This window comes from Agrobacterium sp. CGMCC 11546 (genome assembly GCF_013365515.1).
In the GTDB taxonomy this organism is placed as follows: Bacteria; Pseudomonadota; Alphaproteobacteria; order Rhizobiales; family Rhizobiaceae; genus Agrobacterium; species Agrobacterium fabrum.
This window is the reverse complement of sequence record NZ_CP047387.1, coordinates 1,446,403-1,464,305: the sequence shown is the minus strand read 5'-3', so window position 1 is coordinate 1,464,305 and position 17,903 is coordinate 1,446,403. Positions and strand designations below refer to the sequence as shown.

18 protein-coding genes are annotated in these 17,903 nt (G+C 60.5%); 12 read left to right on the top strand and 6 right to left on the bottom strand.

Annotated features, from left to right (window positions below; translation table 11 throughout):
• Positions 1 to 14 precede the first annotated feature (14 nt).
• From GSF67_RS07315 to GSF67_RS07275, 9 genes are all read left to right on the top strand, one after another.
• Complete coding sequence (locus tag GSF67_RS07315; protein ID WP_006314385.1) at positions 15 to 860, top strand: ScpA family protein; 846 nt, start codon at positions 15 to 17, stop codon at positions 858 to 860.
• A complete protein-coding gene (gene scpB / locus GSF67_RS07310; protein ID WP_006314387.1) occupies positions 853 to 1,587 on the top strand; it encodes an SMC-Scp complex subunit ScpB in 735 nt (244 codons plus the stop codon). Before GSF67_RS07315 ends, scpB begins: the two co-directional genes overlap by 8 nt.
• A gap of 127 nt (positions 1,588 to 1,714) precedes the next feature.
• Positions 1,715 to 1,927, top strand: a complete 213-nt coding sequence (locus tag GSF67_RS07305; RefSeq protein WP_006314389.1) for a twin-arginine translocase TatA/TatE family subunit — start codon at positions 1,715 to 1,717, stop codon at positions 1,925 to 1,927.
• 53 nt (positions 1,928 to 1,980) lie between these two features.
• Positions 1,981 to 2,721, top strand: a complete 741-nt coding sequence (gene tatB, locus GSF67_RS07300) for a Sec-independent protein translocase protein TatB (RefSeq protein ID WP_006314394.1) — start codon at positions 1,981 to 1,983, stop codon at positions 2,719 to 2,721.
• Positions 2,718 to 3,521, top strand: coding sequence for a twin-arginine translocase subunit TatC (gene tatC / locus GSF67_RS07295; RefSeq protein ID WP_006314395.1), 804 nt, complete (start codon positions 2,718 to 2,720; stop codon positions 3,519 to 3,521). Before tatB ends, tatC begins: the two co-directional genes overlap by 4 nt.
• A 99-nt stretch (positions 3,522 to 3,620) precedes the next feature.
• Positions 3,621 to 4,904, top strand: coding sequence for a serine--tRNA ligase (serS, locus tag GSF67_RS07290; RefSeq protein ID WP_006314397.1), 1,284 nt, complete (start codon positions 3,621 to 3,623; stop codon positions 4,902 to 4,904).
• Positions 4,905 to 5,116: 212 nt separating this feature from the next.
• Positions 5,117 to 5,887, top strand: a complete 771-nt coding sequence (gene surE, locus GSF67_RS07285; RefSeq protein ID WP_006314398.1) for a 5'/3'-nucleotidase SurE — start codon at positions 5,117 to 5,119, stop codon at positions 5,885 to 5,887.
• Positions 5,884 to 6,537, top strand: coding sequence for a protein-L-isoaspartate(D-aspartate) O-methyltransferase (locus GSF67_RS07280; protein ID WP_035215918.1), 654 nt, complete (start codon positions 5,884 to 5,886; stop codon positions 6,535 to 6,537). The genes surE and GSF67_RS07280 overlap by 4 nt, the downstream gene beginning before the upstream one ends.
• Positions 6,538 to 6,882: 345 nt before the next feature.
• Entirely contained in the window at positions 6,883 to 8,451 is a 1,569-nt protein-coding gene (locus GSF67_RS07275; protein WP_006314402.1) for a peptidoglycan DD-metalloendopeptidase family protein, read from the top strand.
• Positions 8,452 to 8,741: 290 nt separating this feature from the next.
• On the opposite strand, the gene mobB is transcribed toward GSF67_RS07275, so the two are convergent.
• The 5 genes from mobB to moaA form a co-directional block, all read right to left on the bottom strand.
• Entirely contained in the window at positions 8,742 to 9,257 is a 516-nt protein-coding gene (mobB, locus tag GSF67_RS07270) for a molybdopterin-guanine dinucleotide biosynthesis protein B (RefSeq protein WP_006314404.1), read from the bottom strand.
• Positions 9,254 to 9,910, bottom strand: coding sequence for a molybdenum cofactor guanylyltransferase MobA (gene mobA, locus GSF67_RS07265; protein WP_050813492.1), 657 nt, complete (start codon positions 9,908 to 9,910; stop codon positions 9,254 to 9,256). The genes mobB and mobA overlap by 4 nt, the downstream gene beginning before the upstream one ends.
• Positions 9,907 to 11,106, bottom strand: coding sequence for a multidrug effflux MFS transporter (locus tag GSF67_RS07260; RefSeq protein ID WP_006314408.1), 1,200 nt, complete (start codon positions 11,104 to 11,106; stop codon positions 9,907 to 9,909). The genes mobA and GSF67_RS07260 overlap by 4 nt, the downstream gene beginning before the upstream one ends.
• Position 11,107: 1 nt before the next feature.
• Complete coding sequence (locus GSF67_RS07255) at positions 11,108 to 12,076, bottom strand: DMT family transporter (RefSeq protein ID WP_006314410.1); 969 nt, start codon at positions 12,074 to 12,076, stop codon at positions 11,108 to 11,110.
• A gap of 167 nt (positions 12,077 to 12,243) precedes the next feature.
• The gene (moaA, locus tag GSF67_RS07250; RefSeq protein WP_006314411.1) at positions 12,244 to 13,293 is read right to left on the bottom strand and encodes a GTP 3',8-cyclase MoaA; all 1,050 of its coding nucleotides are present in this window, start codon (positions 13,291 to 13,293) and stop codon (positions 12,244 to 12,246) included.
• Between the two features lie 132 nt (positions 13,294 to 13,425).
• Here moaA and GSF67_RS07245 point away from each other — a divergent pair, with 132 nt between their 5' ends.
• The 3 genes from GSF67_RS07245 to GSF67_RS07235 all read left to right on the top strand — a co-directional run bounded on the left by GSF67_RS07245 (position 13,426) and on the right by GSF67_RS07235 (position 16,555).
• Positions 13,426 to 13,794, top strand: coding sequence for a gamma-butyrobetaine hydroxylase-like domain-containing protein (locus tag GSF67_RS07245; RefSeq protein WP_006314414.1), 369 nt, complete (start codon positions 13,426 to 13,428; stop codon positions 13,792 to 13,794).
• Between the two features lie 292 nt (positions 13,795 to 14,086).
• Positions 14,087 to 15,895, top strand: a complete 1,809-nt coding sequence (locus GSF67_RS07240; RefSeq protein ID WP_006314416.1) for a monovalent cation:proton antiporter-2 (CPA2) family protein — start codon at positions 14,087 to 14,089, stop codon at positions 15,893 to 15,895.
• 51 nt (positions 15,896 to 15,946) lie between these two features.
• On the top strand, positions 15,947 to 16,555 hold the full coding sequence (locus GSF67_RS07235; protein ID WP_006314418.1) for a pyridoxamine 5'-phosphate oxidase family protein: 609 nt from the start codon (positions 15,947 to 15,949) through the stop codon (positions 16,553 to 16,555).
• 209 nt (positions 16,556 to 16,764) lie between these two features.
• On the opposite strand, the gene GSF67_RS07230 is transcribed toward GSF67_RS07235, so the two are convergent.
• Positions 16,765 to 17,835: a GGDEF domain-containing protein gene (locus tag GSF67_RS07230; protein ID WP_006314420.1), complete on the bottom strand. Its 1,071-nt coding sequence runs from the start codon at positions 17,833 to 17,835 to the stop codon at positions 16,765 to 16,767.
• Positions 17,836 to 17,903: the final 68 nt, after the last annotated feature.

The window sequence follows — 17,903 nt, the reverse complement described above, 5'->3', positions numbered from 1 at the left end:
CGGCGGATGGAACAATGGCCGCAGACAAGTCTCGCAATTCAACGCCGATGGATAAGCTCTGGCAGGATGTGACGCCGGAGCGGCTGACGGGCGAGGCCGGGCTGGTCATCGATGTCGCGGGTTTCGAAGGCCCGCTCGATCTGCTGCTGCACCTTGCACGCACGCAGAAGGTCGATCTGTCGCGCATTTCGGTACTGGCGCTTGCCGAGCAATATCTGCAATTCGTGGAAAGCGCGCGCCGCGTGCGCATCGAGCTTGCGGCCGATTATCTGGTCATGGCGGCCTGGCTCGCTTTCCTCAAATCCAAACTGCTCATTCCGCAGCAGGCGAAGGACGACGGCCCGTCGGGCGAGGAAATGGCGGCGACGCTGGCCTTCCGGCTCAAACGCCTGGAAGCGATGCGTGAGGCGGCGGAACGCCTCGTCAACCGCGCGCAGCTTGGCCGTGATGTCTTTGCCCGCGGTGCCCCGGAGCATATTCCGCATATCAACCGTTCGGCTTACGAGGCCAATCTCTACGATCTTCTGAGCGCCTATGCCAATCTGCGGCAGAGGCAGGCCATCACCCAGGTCACGATCGAAAAACGGCAGGTCTGGTCGCTGGTGGAAGCGCGCGAGCTTCTCAACAGTCTCCTCGGTGATGTCGGTGAATGGACGGTGCTCGATCAATATCTGCTGCAATATGTGCCCGATCCCGCCATGCGGGTGACGGCGATCGCCAGCGCCTTTGCCGCCTCGCTGGAGCTGGTGCGCGAGGGATCGCTGCAAATCCGGCAGGAGGGCGCTTTCCAGCCCATTTATATGCGCCGTGGCACAAGGGACGACCGTGCGGTGAATGCCGAGAGGGCTGACAGTGATTGATAACGATGAGACAGCCGAAGCAACGATCGTGACAGATGGGGTGGGATTAGAACCCACGGTGTTTTCCGAACGCCAGCTGAAGGAGGCCGAGCGGATCACCGAAGCGCTGGTTTTCGCCTCGGCCGAGCCGGTTTCCGTTGCTTTTATTGCCGAGCGACTGCCGCGCGGCATGGATATTGTCGCCATCCTGCACCGGCTCAAAGCTGCCTATGGCGAGCGTGGTGTCAATCTCGTGCAGGTGGGCGGGCAATGGGCATTCCGCACGGCGGGTGATCTTTCCTTCGTCATCCGCACGGAGGAAAAGGAACCGAAGAAGTTGTCACGCGCGGCGCTGGAGGTTTTGGCGATTATCGCGTATCATCAGCCGGTGACACGCGCTGAAATCGAGGAAATCCGTGGTGTGCAGACCTCGCGCGGTACGCTCGACGTGCTGATGGAGGCGGGCTGGGTGCGTTTCCGCGGTCGCAGGCGCACGCCGGGCCGGCCGGTGACGATCGGCACCACGGTGGAGTTTCTCGACCATTTCGGCCTTGAGGAATTGCGCGATCTGCCCGGCCTTGAGGAGCTGAAGGGAGCGGGGCTGCTTTCGGGCCGTATTCCGTCCAATTTCGGCGTGCCTCTGCCGATGATGAGCGACGAGCTGCGCGAGGACGAAGACCCGATCACCCAACTCGATCTCGAAGAGCTGGGCCTGCTTGCGCCCAGTGGCGGCGATGGCGACGATTGATATCGCCGCATGTGGCCAAGGCCACGAAAACTTTATGCGTACTCACTGTTGAAGCGATGATTTGTCGTTTGAAAAAGCCTTTCAAACGTCTTACATCGTCTGAAAGCGAAATTCAGGAGTTGCAGTTATGGGTTCTTTTAGTGTGTGGCATTGGCTCATCGTGCTGGTGATCGTTCTCGTCCTCTTTGGACGCGGCAAGATTCCGGAATTGATGGGTGATGTCGCCAAAGGCATCAAGAGCTTCAAGAAGGGCATGGCTGACGAAGACCAGACGCCGCCGCCGGCCGATGCCAACGCGAATGCCAAGACTGTCGACCACAAGGCTGACGAGATCAAGTAAGCGGCTTGTGTCGTTTGTTTTGAGACCGGCGCTAGGGTCTCGGGAGCGTATTGATGTTTGATATCGGCTGGAGCGAGCTTCTGGTGATTGCGGTCGTGCTGATCGTCGTCGTCGGACCGAAAGACTTGCCGCCTATGATCCGCGCCTTCGGCAAGACGATGGCCGGCCTTCGCAAGATGGCGGGGGATTTCCGCACCCAGTTCGATGAGGCCTTGAAAGAGGCCGACATGGACGATGTGCGCCAGACCATCTCCGATGTCCGCAATCTCAACCCGACCAACTCGCTGCGCGATGCGATGAACCCGCTTCGCCAGCTCGGCAACGAGATCAAGTCCGATTTGCAGAAGGCGACGAGCCCTTCCGATGGGCTGTCGTCCACCGCAGCACCAGCCACGAGTGAACCTGTTGCGCCGCTGGTCAACGTGCCCGAGCCGGACATGAAGCTTCCAGATTCGCCGCCAGTCGTCGCCGCAGCACCTGCTCCGGTTGCCGCGACCGCGGTCACGGCAGAGAAACCGAAGCGTGCACGGGCGAAATCGATTGCGACCGTCGAGGCCGAAGCGGTTGCCGCCAAGCCGAAACGTGTGAGCCGCAGCAAGGCCGTGGCAACGCCGGAAACCACCGTCGCCACCAATGCCAGTGAACCGGCTTCTCCGAAGCCGACCGTCAAGACCATCGCCAAAAAGGCGACTGTCAAGAAGATCGCGGCCGAAAAATCCGTGGCTGTGGCTGATGCAAAGCCGGTAAAAGCGGCGAGAACCAAGGCTGCAAAGCCCAAAAAGGATGAAGCATGAGCGGGGATACCGAGGACAAGCCGCAGCCGCTTATCGAACACCTGATGGAACTGCGCACACGGCTGATCTGGTCGCTCGGCGCGTTTTTTATCGCCTTCATCGCCTGTTTCGCCGTCGCCAAGCACCTCTTCAACCTGCTCGTCATCCCCTATAAATGGGCGGTGATCTGGGCCGGGCTGGATGTGGCGAAATCGTCGCTGATCTATACCGCGCCGCAGGAATTCTTCTTCACGCAGATCAAGGTCGCCATGTTCGGCGCGATGGTCATCTCCTTTCCGGTGATCGCCTCGCAGCTTTATAAATTCGTGGCGCCGGGTCTCTACAAGAATGAACGCGCCGCCTTTCTGCCGTTCCTGATCGCGTCGCCGATCCTGTTCCTCATCGGTGCGGCACTCGTCTATTTCTTCTTCACGCCTATGGTCATGTGGTTCTTCCTCGCCATGCAGCAATTGCCTGTGGATGGTGAAGTGGCGATTTCGCTGATGCCCAAGGTGTCGGAATATCTCAGCCTCATCATGACGCTGGTCCTGTCCTTCGGCCTGGTGTTCCAGTTGCCCGTCGTCACCACGCTTCTGGCTCGTGTCGGAATTCTGACCAGCGACTGGCTAAGGGAAAAGCGCAAATTCGCCATCGTCATGGCCTTTGTGGTCGCGGCCGTGCTGACGCCGCCGGACCCCATGTCCCAGATCGGTCTTGCGCTGCCTGCGATCATTCTCTACGAGATTTCCATCTACATGGCTCGACTCGTGGAGAGGAAACGTGCGGCGGAATCCAAAAGCACGGAGCTGGAAGAGACCTGATTTTTCTGAAGGTCTCACCGCTCAAAAAATCCTCGCGCCGGGTTCATGCCCGGCGTTTTGCTGTAAAACGCGACGATGCAACAACGGTCTGGAACGACGATGCACGACATTAAATGGATACGCGAAAACCCCGAAGCTTTTGATGCGGCCCTTGCACGGCGCAGCGTAGAGCCCGCTGCCGCAGGTCTGATCGCTCTCGATGAAAAGCGCCGTTCCGTCATCCAGTCCCTGCAGGACATGCAGTCGCGTCGCAATGCCGCCTCCAAGGAAATCGGCGCCGCCATGGCGCAGAAGAACATGGAACTGGCGGAAAAGCTGAAAGCCGAAGTCGCTGATATCAAGGAAAACATGCCGCGCGCCGAGGAGGAGGACCGTCAGGTCTCCGCCGAGTTGAACGACGCCCTGTCGCGCCTGCCGAACATGCCCTTCGACGATGTGCCTGACGGCAAGGACGAGCACGACAATGTGGTGACCCGCGTCACCGGCCAGAAGCCCGGCTGGAACCACGCGGCAAAGGAGCACTTCGAGATTGGCGAAGCGCTCGGTTATATGGATTTCGAGCGGGCTGCCAAGCTCTCCGGTTCGCGTTTCACGGTGCTGACCAGCCAGCTGGCGCGTCTGGAACGGGCGCTCGGCCAGTTCATGATCGACCTGCACACCTCGGAACATGGTTATACCGAAGTCTCTTCGCCGCTGATGGTGCGTGACGAGGCGATGTTCGGCACGGGGCAATTGCCGAAATTCGCCGAGGACCTGTTCAGGACCACCGATGGCCGCTGGTTGATCCCGACGGCGGAAGTGACGTTGACCAACCTCGTTTCCGGCGAAATTCTCGAGCAGGAAAAACTGCCGTTGCGCTTCACGGCGCTCACACCTTCCTTCCGTTCGGAAGCGGGCTCGGCCGGGCGCGACACGCGCGGCATGCTGCGCCAGCACCAGTTCTGGAAGTGCGAGCTTGTCTCCATCACCGATGCGGAAAGTGCCGTTGCCGAGCATGAGCGCATGACGGCCTGCGCCGAAGAAGTGCTGAAGCGTCTGGGCTTACATTTCCGCACCCTGACGCTCTGCACCGGCGATATGGGCTTCAGCGCCCGCAAGACCTATGATCTGGAAGTGTGGCTGCCCGGCCAGAACACCTATCGTGAAATTTCCTCCTGCTCGGTCTGCGGCGATTTCCAGGCGCGGCGCATGAATGCGCGTTATCGCGGCAAGGACGACAAGGCGACGAAGTTCGTGCACACGCTGAACGGCTCCGGCACGGCTGTCGGCCGCTGCCTGATCGCGGTTCTTGAAAATTACCTGAACGACGATGGTTCCGTCACAATTCCGGACGTGCTGCTGCCGTATATGGGCGGTCTGACGCGGATCGAGAAGGCGGCTTGAGAGAGCGTGGCGTCGTGCTGTTGGAAGGTGAGTCTGCCAATTGCGCCGATGTCATCCTCGGGCTTGTCCCGAGGATCTGCAACCTATCGATTTATTTGAACGTGATTAGATCCTCGGGACAGGCCCGAGGATGACGTTGAGAGAACTGCACACTTCACCGCCGGAGGAGAGGATGCTCCGTCCCTGAAGACATAAAGAGCGGAGAGAGAAACATGCGGATTTTGCTGACCAATGACGACGGTATTCATGCCGAAGGACTGGCGGTGCTGGAGCGTATTGCTCGCACGCTGTCCGACGACGTCTGGATCGTTGCGCCGGAAACCGACCAGAGCGGTCTCGCGCACTCGCTCACGCTTTCCGAGCCACTCAGGCTGCGTAAGGTTTCCGACAAACATTTCGCGCTGCGTGGCACGCCGACCGATTGCGTCATCATGGGTGTTCGCGAAGTCCTGCCGGAAAAGCCCGATCTCGTGCTCTCAGGCGTCAATGCCGGCGCCAACATGGCCGATGACGTGACCTATTCCGGCACGATTGCCGGTGCCATCGAAGGCACGCTGCAGGGCGTGCGCTCCTTCGCGCTCAGCCAGGCCTTCAGCCACGGCGAAGGCCGCGTCGTGCCGTGGGAGGTTGCCGAGACCTATGCGCCGGATCTTCTGCGCAAGCTGATGAATGTCGATCTGCCTGACGGCACCTTCCTCAACCTCAATTTCCCCAATTGTGCGCCAAAGGATATGCAGGGCGTTTCCGTCACCGGGCAGGGCAAGCTCGATTTCGGCCTGACGGTGGAAGAACGCCAGGATGGTCGTGGTCTTCCTTATTACTGGTTACGCTTCGGCGAACGCCTTGGCACCTTCCGCGAGGGCACGGATATCCACGCCTTGAAACACGGCAAGATTTCGGTCACACCGCTTAAGCTTGACCTGACGGACTACACGGTCAAGGATCGGGTTGCGCAAGCGCTTGGATTCGGAGTCGCCGATTGAAATCTGCCATGGTCGAAAAGGAAGGTTTTGCCGCTCTCGTTCTCCGTCTGCGGGGCGAGGGGATTTCCGATCTCGACCTGTTGACGGCGGTTGAGCAGACGCCGCGTTCCAAATTCGTGCCGCCGCAATTTGCGGCCGACGCCTATTCCAGCCGCACGATCCCGATCGACTGCGGTTCCTTCATGGAAGGCGCGGACATGGCGGTGAAAATCCTTGCCCGCCTGCAGCTGAAACCCGGCCAGCGCGTGCTTGAGATCGGCACCGGCAGCGGTTTTATGACGGCGATCATCGCGCGCCGGGTGGAGCGGGTGTTTTCGCTGGAGCGTTACAAGACGCTGGTGCAGCAGGCGCAGAACTGTCTCGACGATCTGTCCATCCGCAACGTCGTCATCCGCCAGGCGGATGGCAGCAATGGTCTGGTGGGCGAGGGCACCTTCGACCGGATTGTTTCCACCGCCGCCTTTACCACCATGCCCCGCTTCTTCGCCGAGCAGATCGTTTCCGGCGGCATGATGATCGCGCCGATCATCCTGGAAGATGAGCGTTGCGTTATGACCCGCTTCTCCAAGACCGGCAGCCGCTTCGAGAAGGAAGAGCTGTTCGAGACGCCGTATCTGCCACTCGGCAGCCATATTGCGCGGCATTTGTGACGACATGAAAATTTTGAAGGCAATTCATTTTTGTCTTCTAATGTTATAAATTGTCGCAACTATCTGATTTTCAATATCATTATTGTCTCGACATGACGCGTCCAGTTTTCGTCATGGTTATCGAAGTGTCAAAAAAGCGCTGAACGGCTTAACGTTTTAACGGCGTGGTAACACTAACGCGCTTTAATCATAAACATCGACGCATGGTTTTCCCCACCTCGGGAAATGGGCCTTGCAAGAAGTGAAATTTGTGCCGGATCGATCTCGATGCGGCGGGTTGGCGTCAGTGTAGATCGAGTCATGCGTATGAGACATTCGTCTAAAATCGGAAAATCAGTCGCAAAAATGTTCGCAGCGGCATTGCTGGCAAGCGTCGCAACGGGCTGTAGCTCGGATGCAACGCGGTTCAGCGGCCTCTTTTCCAGTGGACCGGATCGGATGACAACGGCGTCAATTCCAGCCCGTCAGGGCGGCGGTGCTTATGGGCAGGCCCCGGTTCCGCAGGGCGACATGAATGGCGGCTATGCCTCTGCCGCGCCGCAGGGAGGATATGCCAATCAGAACATGGCGGGCAATTCCTATCCGCAGCAGTCGGGTGGTTATGGCGGCGTTCAGCCTTCCACGGCCCGCGCTTCGGCCTCGCCGGTGCAGCGTTCCGAGTTGTCGGCGCCGACGGCGGTGGCAAGCCGCGATCCGTCGACCCGCAACGAAGCCATGGCCCAGCCTTTCCCGTCCGCCCAGCGCCCAGCCGCTCCGTCTCTCGCCGCACCTGCCCGGCAGGCCGCCGCGCCAAGCGACAATCTGACGACCGCGACGGTTCGTTCCGACAAGAACGGCTGGCACACGGACGGCGCGTCTTCGGTAACGTTGCGCCCCGGCGAAAGCATTGCCACCATTTCCAACCGCTACGGCGTGCCGGAAAAGGAACTGCTGCGGGTCAATGGCCTGAAAACCGCGTCTTCGGCGCAGGCTGGCCAGTCGATCCTCATTCCGAAATTCGGTCAGGCCCGCAACGCCGCCAAGGATGCCGCCGGCAATATTGCTCTCAACCGCAATGGCGACCAGCCGACACCGCTGCGTGCCCCGGATGGGAATGTGGCCGTGCTGCCGTCGCAGGCTGCCGCCCGTGACAAACTTTCTTCCGAAGCCGGCAAGCTGACGCCTCCGGGCGGCAAGCCGCTGCCACCGAGCGGTGGTTACAAGGTTCAGCCGGGCGACAGCCTGGCGAAGATCGCCCGTGCAAACGGTGTCTCGGTTGCCGCGCTCAAGGCCGCCAACGGCATTTCCAACGAAAGCATTCGTGTCGGCCAGACGCTTGCCATGCCGGGTGCTTCGACCGATGCCATCAAGACCGCCTCGGTTCCGGCCAAGGAAGCAGCTGCGGCCAAGCCGGTCGAAACCGCATCCATCAAGCCTGAGCCCTACAAGGCGCCTGCTGCCGCCGCCACCACGGCGGCGCCTGCCACACCGGCAACCGCAAGTGTCAGTGATATCGAGAAAAAGGCCGACATGGCCTCCATCGCGCCGGAATCCACCGGCATCGGCAAATATCGCTGGCCGGTTCGCGGCGCCGTCATCAACAATTTCGGTGACAATGTCGAAGGCAGCCGCAATGACGGCATCAACATTTCGGTTCCCGAGGGCACGCCGATCAAGGCCGCCGAAAACGGCGTGGTCATCTATGCCGGCAACGGCCTGAAGCAGCTCGGCAACACGGTGCTGGTCCGCCACGACGACGGCAAGGTCACGGTTTACGGCAACGCCGCCAATCTCGACGTCCAGCGCGGCCAGAAGGTTCAGCGCGGCCAGACCATCGCCACTTCTGGCATGACCGGCAGCGCCAAGCGTCCACAGGTTCACTTCGAAGTTCGCAAGGATGCGACACCGGTGAACCCCTCCAGTTTCCTTGAATAGGTATTGCGTCTCAAGGAATGATAAAGCCGGGTGATGAGCCCGGCTTTTTCATTTTTGGGGGGTATGCGCAGGATAAGTACCACACGTTTGGCGGTGGTCGTCGGCTTAGGCACTTCGTCCTCCGTCATGCCGGACTTGATCCGGCATCCAGCCGACGCGCGTCTGCGCGTCGAGAAGGACTCCTTTCAGCCCAAGGACTTGGGCTGGCTGGATACCGGCTCAGGGGCCGGTATGACGGAAGTGGGGATGCGGTCTTCACCAGCTAAACCGCCCCTATGTTACTCTGTCAGTTACCGTCTCACCAACCCTACCGTCCTCTGGATAAAATCGGCAATCGCACCCGTATCATCGAGATCGAAAACGGGCAGAGCATTGTCCGCCACCTCATGATCTGCGGCAATCGCGATGATGTGCGGATCGAGCGGCGCGAGCGGTTCGGTCTTGGCCGCTTCCAGCCGGCGCGCCTCGATCTTCGGCACGGGTTCGTATTTATAACCTTCGATCAGCACGAGATCGCATGGCGCGAGGCGGGAGAGGATGTCCTCGAATGAGGGCTCCGGTTCACCGCGCAACTCGTGCATGATGGCGAAACGGGTGCCGGAGACGATGGTGACCTCGTGTGCGCCGGCCTGTCGGTGACGCCAGCTATCGGCGCCGACCTTGTCGATATCGAAATCATGATGGGCATGCTTGATGGTGGAAACGCGGTAGCCGCGCGCGGTCAATTCGGTGACGATGCGCACCGCAAGCCCGGTCTTGCCCGAATTTTTCCAGCCGGCAATGCCGAAAACCTTCTGTTCGCTCATGTTTCCATATTCTCCAGATGGCTACGCGCCAGAGCCAGTTCATCCGGCGTATTGATGTTGAAGAACGGATCAAGACTGCCCCTGGCCGTTTCCAGCGGTGGGAATGCCACGCCGATGGTGACGTGGCGGGCGAGGAAGGCGCGGATGCGGCGATTTGCATCATTCTTCAGCCAATCCTCGAGGTCGTCGGCGAGCGCCACCGGCCACAGCGCGAAGACGGGGTGAAGCTGGCCGCTGGAGGCGGCGACGACAATCGTATCGTCCGACAGGTGCTCCCAAAGCCGCGCCACGAGATCGTCGGGGAAAAACGGGCTGTCGGCGGGCGCTGTCAGGAAATGGCTGCCGGTGGTGTCGCGATTGCGGTAGTGCCGCATACCGGCGAGAACGCCCGCGAGCGGCCCGGCATGGCCATTCAGCGTATCGGGGAGAAGTGGCAGGCCGAAACCCTCTGCCCAACTGCCCTTGTCGGTCGTGGCGGCATTGATGGTGACGTCGCAGACCTGCGGCGTGATGCGGCGGATGACATGGGACAGCATCGGCGCATCGCCCAGCGTCACCATTGCCTTGTTGCTGCCCATGCGCCGCGAGAGCCCGCCGGCCAATATGAGACCAGGGGGCACGAGACCGGGTATTTTTCGGGGAGGGGCGCTCATTGCCGCTTTTCCTGCAGCCTTACGATATAGGTGGTGAGAAGGGCGACAAGGCCGGTCGCCAGCATCACCAGAAGAAGCGGCCAGGTTCCGTCCTCCCTGGACAGGACCGACGAGGCGAGTACCGAAAGGGCAGCACCACCGCCGATGGTCATGGCGCCGCCGAGACCGGAGGCGGAGCCGGCCAGATGCGGCTGGACGCTGACCATGCCGGCATTGGCGCTGGGCAGCGTGACACCGTTGCCAACGCCGATCAGCGCAAGCGGTACGAAAAACGCATAGGCGCTTTCCACCCCGGCCAATATCAGCCCGATGGCGGTGACGATACCGGTGATGGCGATGACATTGCCCGAGAGCATCATTCTGCTGATGCCGATCTGGCTGGCATAACGGCCGGAGACAAAGTTGCCGAGCATGTAACCGCTGGCCATGAAAAAGAACTGCAGGCCGAGCATGGCGGGTGTCAGCCCGTAAAGCACGCTGCCGACGAAGGGCGCGCCGCCGAGGAAAGAAAAGAACATGCCCGACGAGAAGGTCGAGGTCAGCGCATAACCCCAGAACAGCGGCGAGCGCAGAAGCTCCGGCCAGGCATGGAACTGCTGCGAAAAGCTCGCCGACTTGCTTTGATTGGTTTCGCCGAGATCGAACCAGGCGAGCACCAGAATGCCGGCGCCGAGAAGCGCAAGCAGCGCAAAGCTGGACTGCCAGCCGGAGAAGTCGTTCAGCAACCCGCCGACCGTTGGGCCAACCATCGGCACCACGGACATGCCCATGGTCACATAGCCGATCATCGAGGCTGCCTGCTCCATGGGCACCATGTCGCGCACGATGGCGCGGGCGAGCACGAAGCCGGAAACGACAGCCGCCTGCGCCACGCGCCCGATCATGAAGACGGTAATATCGGACGCCAGCATGCAGACCATCGTGGCGGCGATCATGATCGTGATGCTGGCCAGCATCACCGGACGGCGGCCGAAAAGATCCGAGAGCGGGCCGATGACCAGTTGCAGCAAGGCGGTGGCGGCAAGATAACCCGACACGGCGAACTGCATCACGGCGTAATCGATCTCGAAATAGAGCGCCATGGCCGAAAGCGAAGGCAGGAACAGGTTCATGCACAGCGCCGCGACGCCGGCGATGACCACAAGCGTGATGATATGGGGCGGGGTGGTTCGGTCGAGGAAACGGCTGCTCTTCATGTTATTCTCCCGCCTCTTCCGTTACGGTAGCTTTCGTAACGGAAGCCGGTCGTACTGTGGTTGCGGCCGTGGGTGTCGCGGCCGCGCGCTTGGCCATTTGCGAGCGTTTGCGCAGGCTTTCGCGATAGAAGGTATAAAGGCCCGAACCGATGACGATCATGGCGCCGATGATCGTGTAGCTGTCGATCTTTTCGTTGAAGAAGAACACGCCGATCATGAAACCCCAGAGCAGGCCGGTGTAACGGAAGGGTGCGACGAAGGAAATCTCGCCCGTACGCATCGACAGGATGATGGCCTGATAACCGACCAGCACCAGAATGGCCGAACCGGCCAGATGCGATACGATGGTGAAATTCATCGGCTGCCAGCCGCCGAAAGGCACGATCAGAAGCCCACCCACCGCCATGTTGACGAAGGCGGTAATGACGGTGATGGCGAGTGAGGGCACATCGGCATACATTTTCCGGGTCAGGAGATCACGCGCGGCGGTGACGGCGAGCGAGGCGACGACCAGCAGCGCGCCCGGCGTGAAACCTTCAGGGCCGGGCCTGATGATGACGAGCACCCCAATGAAACCGACGATGATGGCTACCCAGCGCCGCCAGCCGACCGGCTCGCGCAGGAAAAGTGCGGCCCCCAGCGTCACCACCAGCGGCAGGGATTGCAGGATGGCCGATGCGTTGGAGAATTCAATGAGGCCGAGCGCCGTCAGATAAAGCACGGCGGCTGTCACCTCGCAGAGACAGCGCAGGATGATGATGGGCCGCAGCAGGGTCTTCAGCGGCCGCAGCGCGCCGAAATGCCGGGCGGCGATATAGATCAGCACCACGGTCATGATGCCGCGCACGAACATGATCTGGCCGGTATTGATGTAGGGGGTGACGGACTTCGTCAGCGCATCGTTGGCCGTGAAGCTTGCCATTGCGAGCGCCATGAAAAGTGCGCCGCGCGTATTGTCCGTCAATGCCATTCCAAATATCCCAGACCATGCGCAGTATCCCGCCGCCCTTGCCGGGCGAAGTGGGCAGCCTCCCAGGCACGACCACGCATTCCTCCATGCATAGAGAGGTGGCACGGTAGAGCTGGCAATTCAACCGTTTATATGGGTGGGTGGACGAGAAAGAAGTTCAGCCGGCCTCAGCCGCCAGTCACGCTCATATGGCGGGAGACGGCGGGGCGGTTATGGGTGCGATCAATGATGAAATCATGCCCCTTCGGCTTGCGCAGCAGCGCTTCATCGATGGCGGCGGAAAGATAGGCGTCGCTGTCGGAGGCGCGCAGCGCCGTGCGCAGATCGGCGGCATCATCCTGTCCGAGACACATATAAAGCGTGCCGGTGCAAGTGAGGCGGACGCGGTTGCAACTTTCGCAGAAATTATGGGTCATCGGCGTGATGAAGCCGAGCCTGCCGCCGGTTTCCTTCACCGTCACGTAACGGGCGGGGCCGCCGGTCTGGTAATCGCTGTCGACAAGGGTGAAATTCCGTTCGAGATCGGCGCGCAGCTTTGAGAGCGGCAGGTAGCGGTCGGTGCGGTCTTCCTCGATTTCGCCCATCGGCATGGTTTCGATCACCGTCAGGTCCATGCCGCGGCCATGGGCAAAGCGCATCAGTTCCGGCATTTCGGCGTCGTTGAAATCCTTCAGAGCCACGGCGTTGAGCTTGACCTTGATGCCCGCTGCCTGCGCGGCATCAAGCCCTTCCATGACCCGATCGATATCGCCCCAGCGGGTGATCTGGCGGAATTTCTGGGCGTCGAGCGTATCGAGCGAGACATTGATGCGACGCACCCCGCAATCGGCAAGTTCGGCTGCGAATTTCGCAAGCTGCGAGCCGTTGGTGGTCAGCGTCAGTTCGTCAAGCGTGCCGCTTTGGACATGCCGACCAAGGTTCCTCACCAGCGACATGATGTTCTTGCGCACCAGCGGCTCGCCGCCGGTCAGCCGCAATTTGCGCACGCCGCGCGTTATGAAGACGGAACAGAGCCGGTCGAGTTCTTCGAGCGTCAGCAGATCCTTCTTCGGCAGGAAGGTCATGTGCTCGGACATACAGTAGGTGCAGCGAAAATCACAGCGGTCGGTCACGGAGACGCGCAGATAGGTGATGGCGCGGCCGAAGGGGTCCACCATCGGGGCGTTGTTTTCCGTCAGGGTTTTCGCTTTTTCAAGCGAGCCGGAAAAACTGTTCACGTCTCCATCCTCACCGCGTCACGCGCCGGACACACGGGGCCGACTATGTGGCTTATAGCTGATGTAGTGGCTTGCCTATCCTGAGGCAAGTCCGTAATTCTGACGCATATGACGAGCGTGCGGAAATGAAAAATGAGTGATGCTTGGCCGACCGAGCTGCTTGTGTCGAAAGACCGGCGGGAATTGACCGTTTCCTTCGACGATGGAAGCATTTACCGGCTTGGCGCCGAGATGTTGCGCGTGCTTTCGCCCTCGGCGGAAGTGCAGGGCCACGGGCCGGGACAAAAGGTCACGGTGCCCGGCAAACGCGATGTCACGATCCGTTCGATGGTCGCCACCGGCAATTACGCGGTTCGCATCGTTTTCGACGATGGCCACGATAGCGGCATCTACACCTGGAAATATCTGAAGGAGCTGGGTGAAACCGGCGACGCGCTGTTTGCCGATTATGAGCGGCAGCTTGCGGAGAAGGGCCTGAACAGGGAGCCGCGCTTCCGGTAGCTGCGCGCCACTCCCTTATTCCTGTGCTTGTCACAGGAATCCAGCCGACGCACGTCCGTGCGGCGAAAAAGAGTGTTCTCCAGCCCAAGGACTTGGGCTGACTGGATTCCTGTGACAAGCACAGGAATGAGGGAGGGAGCGCAGGACATCTGAAGCACCATGTCCCTGTAGCAACTAACCCGTTGAATCCTCGCTCTGTCCCCGACGAAAATCGTTTTCGCTTTTCACGCCGATGCGCTAGGAAGTGAGGGAGGGAGCACCCTCGTCTTATTGATTTTCAGCGGGGTGGCGTGTGGCTGTAGAAGCGAACGGAAATGATCTGGCCCAGGTGGTCGTGCTGTTGGCGGCGGGCGTTATCGCCGCGCCGATCTTCAAGCGCATCGGTCTCGGCTCGGTGCTGGGTTATCTGGCCGCCGGCCTCGTGATCGGGCCTTATGGTCTCGGTTTCTTTTCCGATTCGCAGGCCATCCTGCATGTCGCCGAACTGGGCGTGGTGATGTTCCTGTTCATCATCGGCCTTGAAATGCAGCCGTCGCGATTGTGGTCGATGCGGCAGGATATTTTCGGGCTCGGCGCATTGCAGGTGCTTGTCTGCATGGGCGGCCTGACGCTGGTGGGTGTCAGCCTCGGTTTTCCCGTCATCATGTCCTTCGTTGCCGGCACCGGTTTTGTGCTGACCTCGACGGCGATCGTCATGCAGATGCTGCAGGAACGAAACAGCATGTCGAGCCTGAAAGGGCAGCGCATCATCGCCATCCTGCTGTTCGAGGACCTCGCCATCGTGCCGCTCTTGGCGCTCGTCGCCTTTCTCGGTTCGGGTGGGGAGCATGTTACGGCCTCCGAGCGCTGGCTTTCGATCGGGATTGCGCTTGCCGCCGTCGGTGCACTCATCCTCGCCGGCCGTTATCTGCTCAACCCTTTCTTTCGTCTGCTGGCGGCCTCCGGCGCGCGCGAGGTGATGACAGCCGCGGCGTTGCTGGTGGTGCTAGGGTCGGCACTGCTAATGCAGGTCAGCGGCCTTTCCATGGCCATGGGGGCGTTTCTGGCCGGCGTGCTTTTGTCGGAATCATCCTTCCGTCATCAGCTGGAGGCGGATATCGAGCCGTTTCGCGGCATTCTGCTCGGCCTGTTCTTCCTTGGCGTCGGCATGGCGATCGACCTTGCCGTCATCGCCGCCAACTGGCAGCTCGTGGTCGTCAGCGTCGCGGGCTACATGCTGCTGAAAGCCTTCCTGATCTATGGCGTGGCGCGGGCGCTCGGCACCACGCGGCGTGAAAGCCTTGAGCGGGCGGTGCTGATGGCGCAGGGCGGCGAATTCGCCTTCGTGCTTTATTCTGCCGCCGTCAGCGCCGGCATTCTCGACCGGGAGGCCAACGCCATCCTGACGGCGACCATCATCATCTCCATGGTGCTGACGCCGCTGATGGTCATTCTGCATGACCGCCTGGTGCCGGCGGCAGTTCCCAATACCGACGATCTCGATGTGCCTGAGAATGTCGAGGGCAGCATTCTGCTGATCGGCTTCGGGCGTTTCGGCCAGATCGTCAGCCAGCCGCTTCTGGCGCGCGGTTATACGCTGTCGCTGATCGACAAGGATGCCGACTTTGTGCGCGATGCGGCTGAGTTCGGCTTCAAGGTCTATTATGGCGACGGATCGCGGGCGGAAATCCTGCACGCGGCGGGCGCCAGCACGGCGCGAGCGGTGTTGATCTGCGTTGACGACAAGGACGCGGCCGTGCGGATCGCGGAAATCGTCAAGCATGAATTCCCGCTGGTTCCCGTCCTTGCCCGTGCCTATGATCGTGGCCATGCGATCGATCTTCTGAAGGCTGGCGTCGATTACCAGATTCGCGAGACGCTGGAATCGGCCTTAAATTTCAGCGAGGAAGTGCTTGGTGCCATGGGTGAGGAGCGGGAAGATGCCGCCCGCCTGGTGGAGGAATTCCGTGACCGCGATGAGGAGCGTTTCGCCATGGAAGTCGTCGGCGGCATCTATGCCGGCCGTTCGCTGATCCGCGGCAATGCCCAGCCTGCCGATCTCGTCGCTGCGCGCACCGCGCGCGAGCGGGCGGAGCGGGAAAAGGCGGAAGCGGAAGAATAAGGGATTGCGCCTTTCGGCGGCGCGGGGTGATTTCGAGGGATTGGAACTGACATGACCATCATTCGCACGGTTGAGGAACTGAAGGCCATTTATGACGGCACGAGCGAAGCCTCGGTCGCCAAGGTGACGGCCACGCTGACGGCGGAATACCGGCAGATGATCGAGGCATCGCCCTTCCTCGCGCTGGCGACGGTGGGGCCTGAGGGCATGGACTGTTCGCCGCGCGGCGACAAGGGTGGCGTGGTGCGGGTGGCCGATGACAGGACCGTGCTGTTGCCAGACTGGCGCGGCAACAACCGCGTCGATTCGCTTCTGAACATCGTGCGTGATCCGCGGGTGGCGCTGATGTTCCTGATCCCCGGTTCGAATACGACCATGCGCATCAATGGCCGCGCCGTGGTTTCCGTCGAAGCCGAGTTGCTGCAGAGCTTCGAGATGGATGGCAAACATCCGCGCACCGTCATCGTGGTGACGATTGACGAGGTCTATTTCCAGTGTGCACGGGCGTTGATGCGCTCGGAACTGTGGAACCCCGCCAATTTCGTCGACCCTGCCTCGCTTCCGACACCCGGCCTGCTGCTCAAGGCGGCGAAGGCGGAGTTCGATCAGGAGACTTATGATCGGGAATGGGCGGTTCGGGCGGCGAAGACCATGTGGTGAGGCATCAATTGCCGCAGCAACGGGTTGGCACTTAAAGGGCATGCACTTGTGTCACCCCGCCCTCATTCCTGTGCTTGTCACAGGAATCCAGTCGACGCGCGTCTGCGCGGCGGGGAAAGTCTTCTCAGCCCAAGGACTTGGTCTGGCTGGATTCCTGTGACGAGCACAGGAATGAGGGCGTCAACGGAACGGCTGCTGCCCTCTAATTTTCACGTCCGATAAATCAGCCAGTTCTTACCGGTATAATTGTTCTGCATGCCGTCCTCGTAAAAGACGGAACGGTTCCGGCCGGTTTCCTTGGCGTGGTAGAGCGCCGTATCGGCATGGCCGTAAAGCTCACTGGGATTGCTGGCGCGTGCGGCAGAGGCGAAGCCTATCGAGATAGTGACCGTGCCGTAATCGGCACCTGATCTCGAATTGCGGAAGGGCGTGCTTTCCAGCGACAGGCGGATGCGTTCGCACATCACCATCACCTCTTCCGGCGTGTTGCCATCGAGAATGATGGCGAATTCCTCGCCGCCGCTTCGGGCGACGAAACCATCCTTGCGCACATTGGCGCGGATGACGGAGGCGACGGTGGCGAGAATCTTGTCGCCGACCGGATGGCCGAACGTATCGTTGATACGCTTGAAGTGATCGATATCCAGGAGGACGAGCGTGGTATATTGCAGGCCGATGGAGCTGTCATAAACCGAGGCCAGCCGGTCGTCGAAAGCGCGCCGGTTAGAGAGGCGCGTCAGCGAATCCGTGTTGGCGATGCGCTTATATTCATCGAGCTCGAGGCGCACCTGATGCATTTCCTCGGCATGGCGGTTGACGTCGTTGAACGTCTTTTCGCCATCGATGATTTTCGAGCCGGTGGCATCGGCCAGCAGTGAAATCGCATTTCTCAGAATATTGTTGCTGGCGGCGTTCTTGTCATCGATGCGCTGGCGCGTTTCGCCGAGAATGCGGTTGTAATTCTCGATGGAGGATTGTTCGCGCTTCAGCGTGCCCAGCAGCGCCTCCAGCTCGCGCCGCAGTTTGTCCTGCGCGTCGTCGATGGAGCGATTGGGATTGCCTTCGCCGTAACGCGACGACAGTTCGTCCAGATCCTCCTGCGTGACCCGGTTGCCAAGCGCCGCCAGATCTTTCGTGAGCGCCGGGTTCGAGCCGATATAGGCTTCGTAAAACAGACTATAATTACGAGGGATCGGCGAAACACCCATGCTTCGCATGGCATAGGCAATCTGCCCGGCAATGTCGGGCCCCGTGGTTTTGGGCGTGGATGCCGTGTTCATCAAGAAACTCCAGTGAGTCTGCTTATCGACTATGATTATTATTATACGAGCTGTTTTGGAAAGCTTAA

Excerpts from the sequence above, each read along its gene's own strand:
- GSF67_RS07315 (WP_006314385.1), top strand. The coding sequence starts at position 15 with ATGGCCGCAGACAAGTCTCGCAATTCAACGCCGATGGATAAGCTCTGG.
- GSF67_RS07305 (WP_006314389.1), top strand. The coding sequence starts at position 1,715 with ATGGGTTCTTTTAGTGTGTGGCATTGGCTCATCGTGCTGGTGATCGTT.
- tatB (WP_006314394.1), top strand. The coding sequence starts at position 1,981 with ATGTTTGATATCGGCTGGAGCGAGCTTCTGGTGATTGCGGTCGTGCTG.
- tatC (WP_006314395.1), top strand. The coding sequence starts at position 2,718 with ATGAGCGGGGATACCGAGGACAAGCCGCAGCCGCTTATCGAACACCTG.
- serS (WP_006314397.1), top strand. The coding sequence starts at position 3,621 with ATGCACGACATTAAATGGATACGCGAAAACCCCGAAGCTTTTGATGCG.
- surE (WP_006314398.1), top strand. The coding sequence starts at position 5,117 with ATGCGGATTTTGCTGACCAATGACGACGGTATTCATGCCGAAGGACTG.
- GSF67_RS07275 (WP_006314402.1), top strand. The coding sequence starts at position 6,883 with ATGTTCGCAGCGGCATTGCTGGCAAGCGTCGCAACGGGCTGTAGCTCG.
- mobB (WP_006314404.1), bottom strand. The coding sequence starts at position 9,257 with ATGAGCGAACAGAAGGTTTTCGGCATTGCCGGCTGGAAAAATTCGGGC.
- mobA (WP_050813492.1), bottom strand. The coding sequence starts at position 9,910 with ATGAGCGCCCCTCCCCGAAAAATACCCGGTCTCGTGCCCCCTGGTCTC.
- GSF67_RS07260 (WP_006314408.1), bottom strand. The coding sequence starts at position 11,106 with ATGAAGAGCAGCCGTTTCCTCGACCGAACCACCCCGCCCCATATCATC.
- GSF67_RS07255 (WP_006314410.1), bottom strand. The coding sequence starts at position 12,076 with ATGGCATTGACGGACAATACGCGCGGCGCACTTTTCATGGCGCTCGCA.
- GSF67_RS07245 (WP_006314414.1), top strand. The coding sequence starts at position 13,426 with ATGAGTGATGCTTGGCCGACCGAGCTGCTTGTGTCGAAAGACCGGCGG.
- GSF67_RS07235 (WP_006314418.1), top strand. The coding sequence starts at position 15,947 with ATGACCATCATTCGCACGGTTGAGGAACTGAAGGCCATTTATGACGGC.
- GSF67_RS07230 (WP_006314420.1), bottom strand. The coding sequence starts at position 17,835 with ATGAACACGGCATCCACGCCCAAAACCACGGGGCCCGACATTGCCGGG.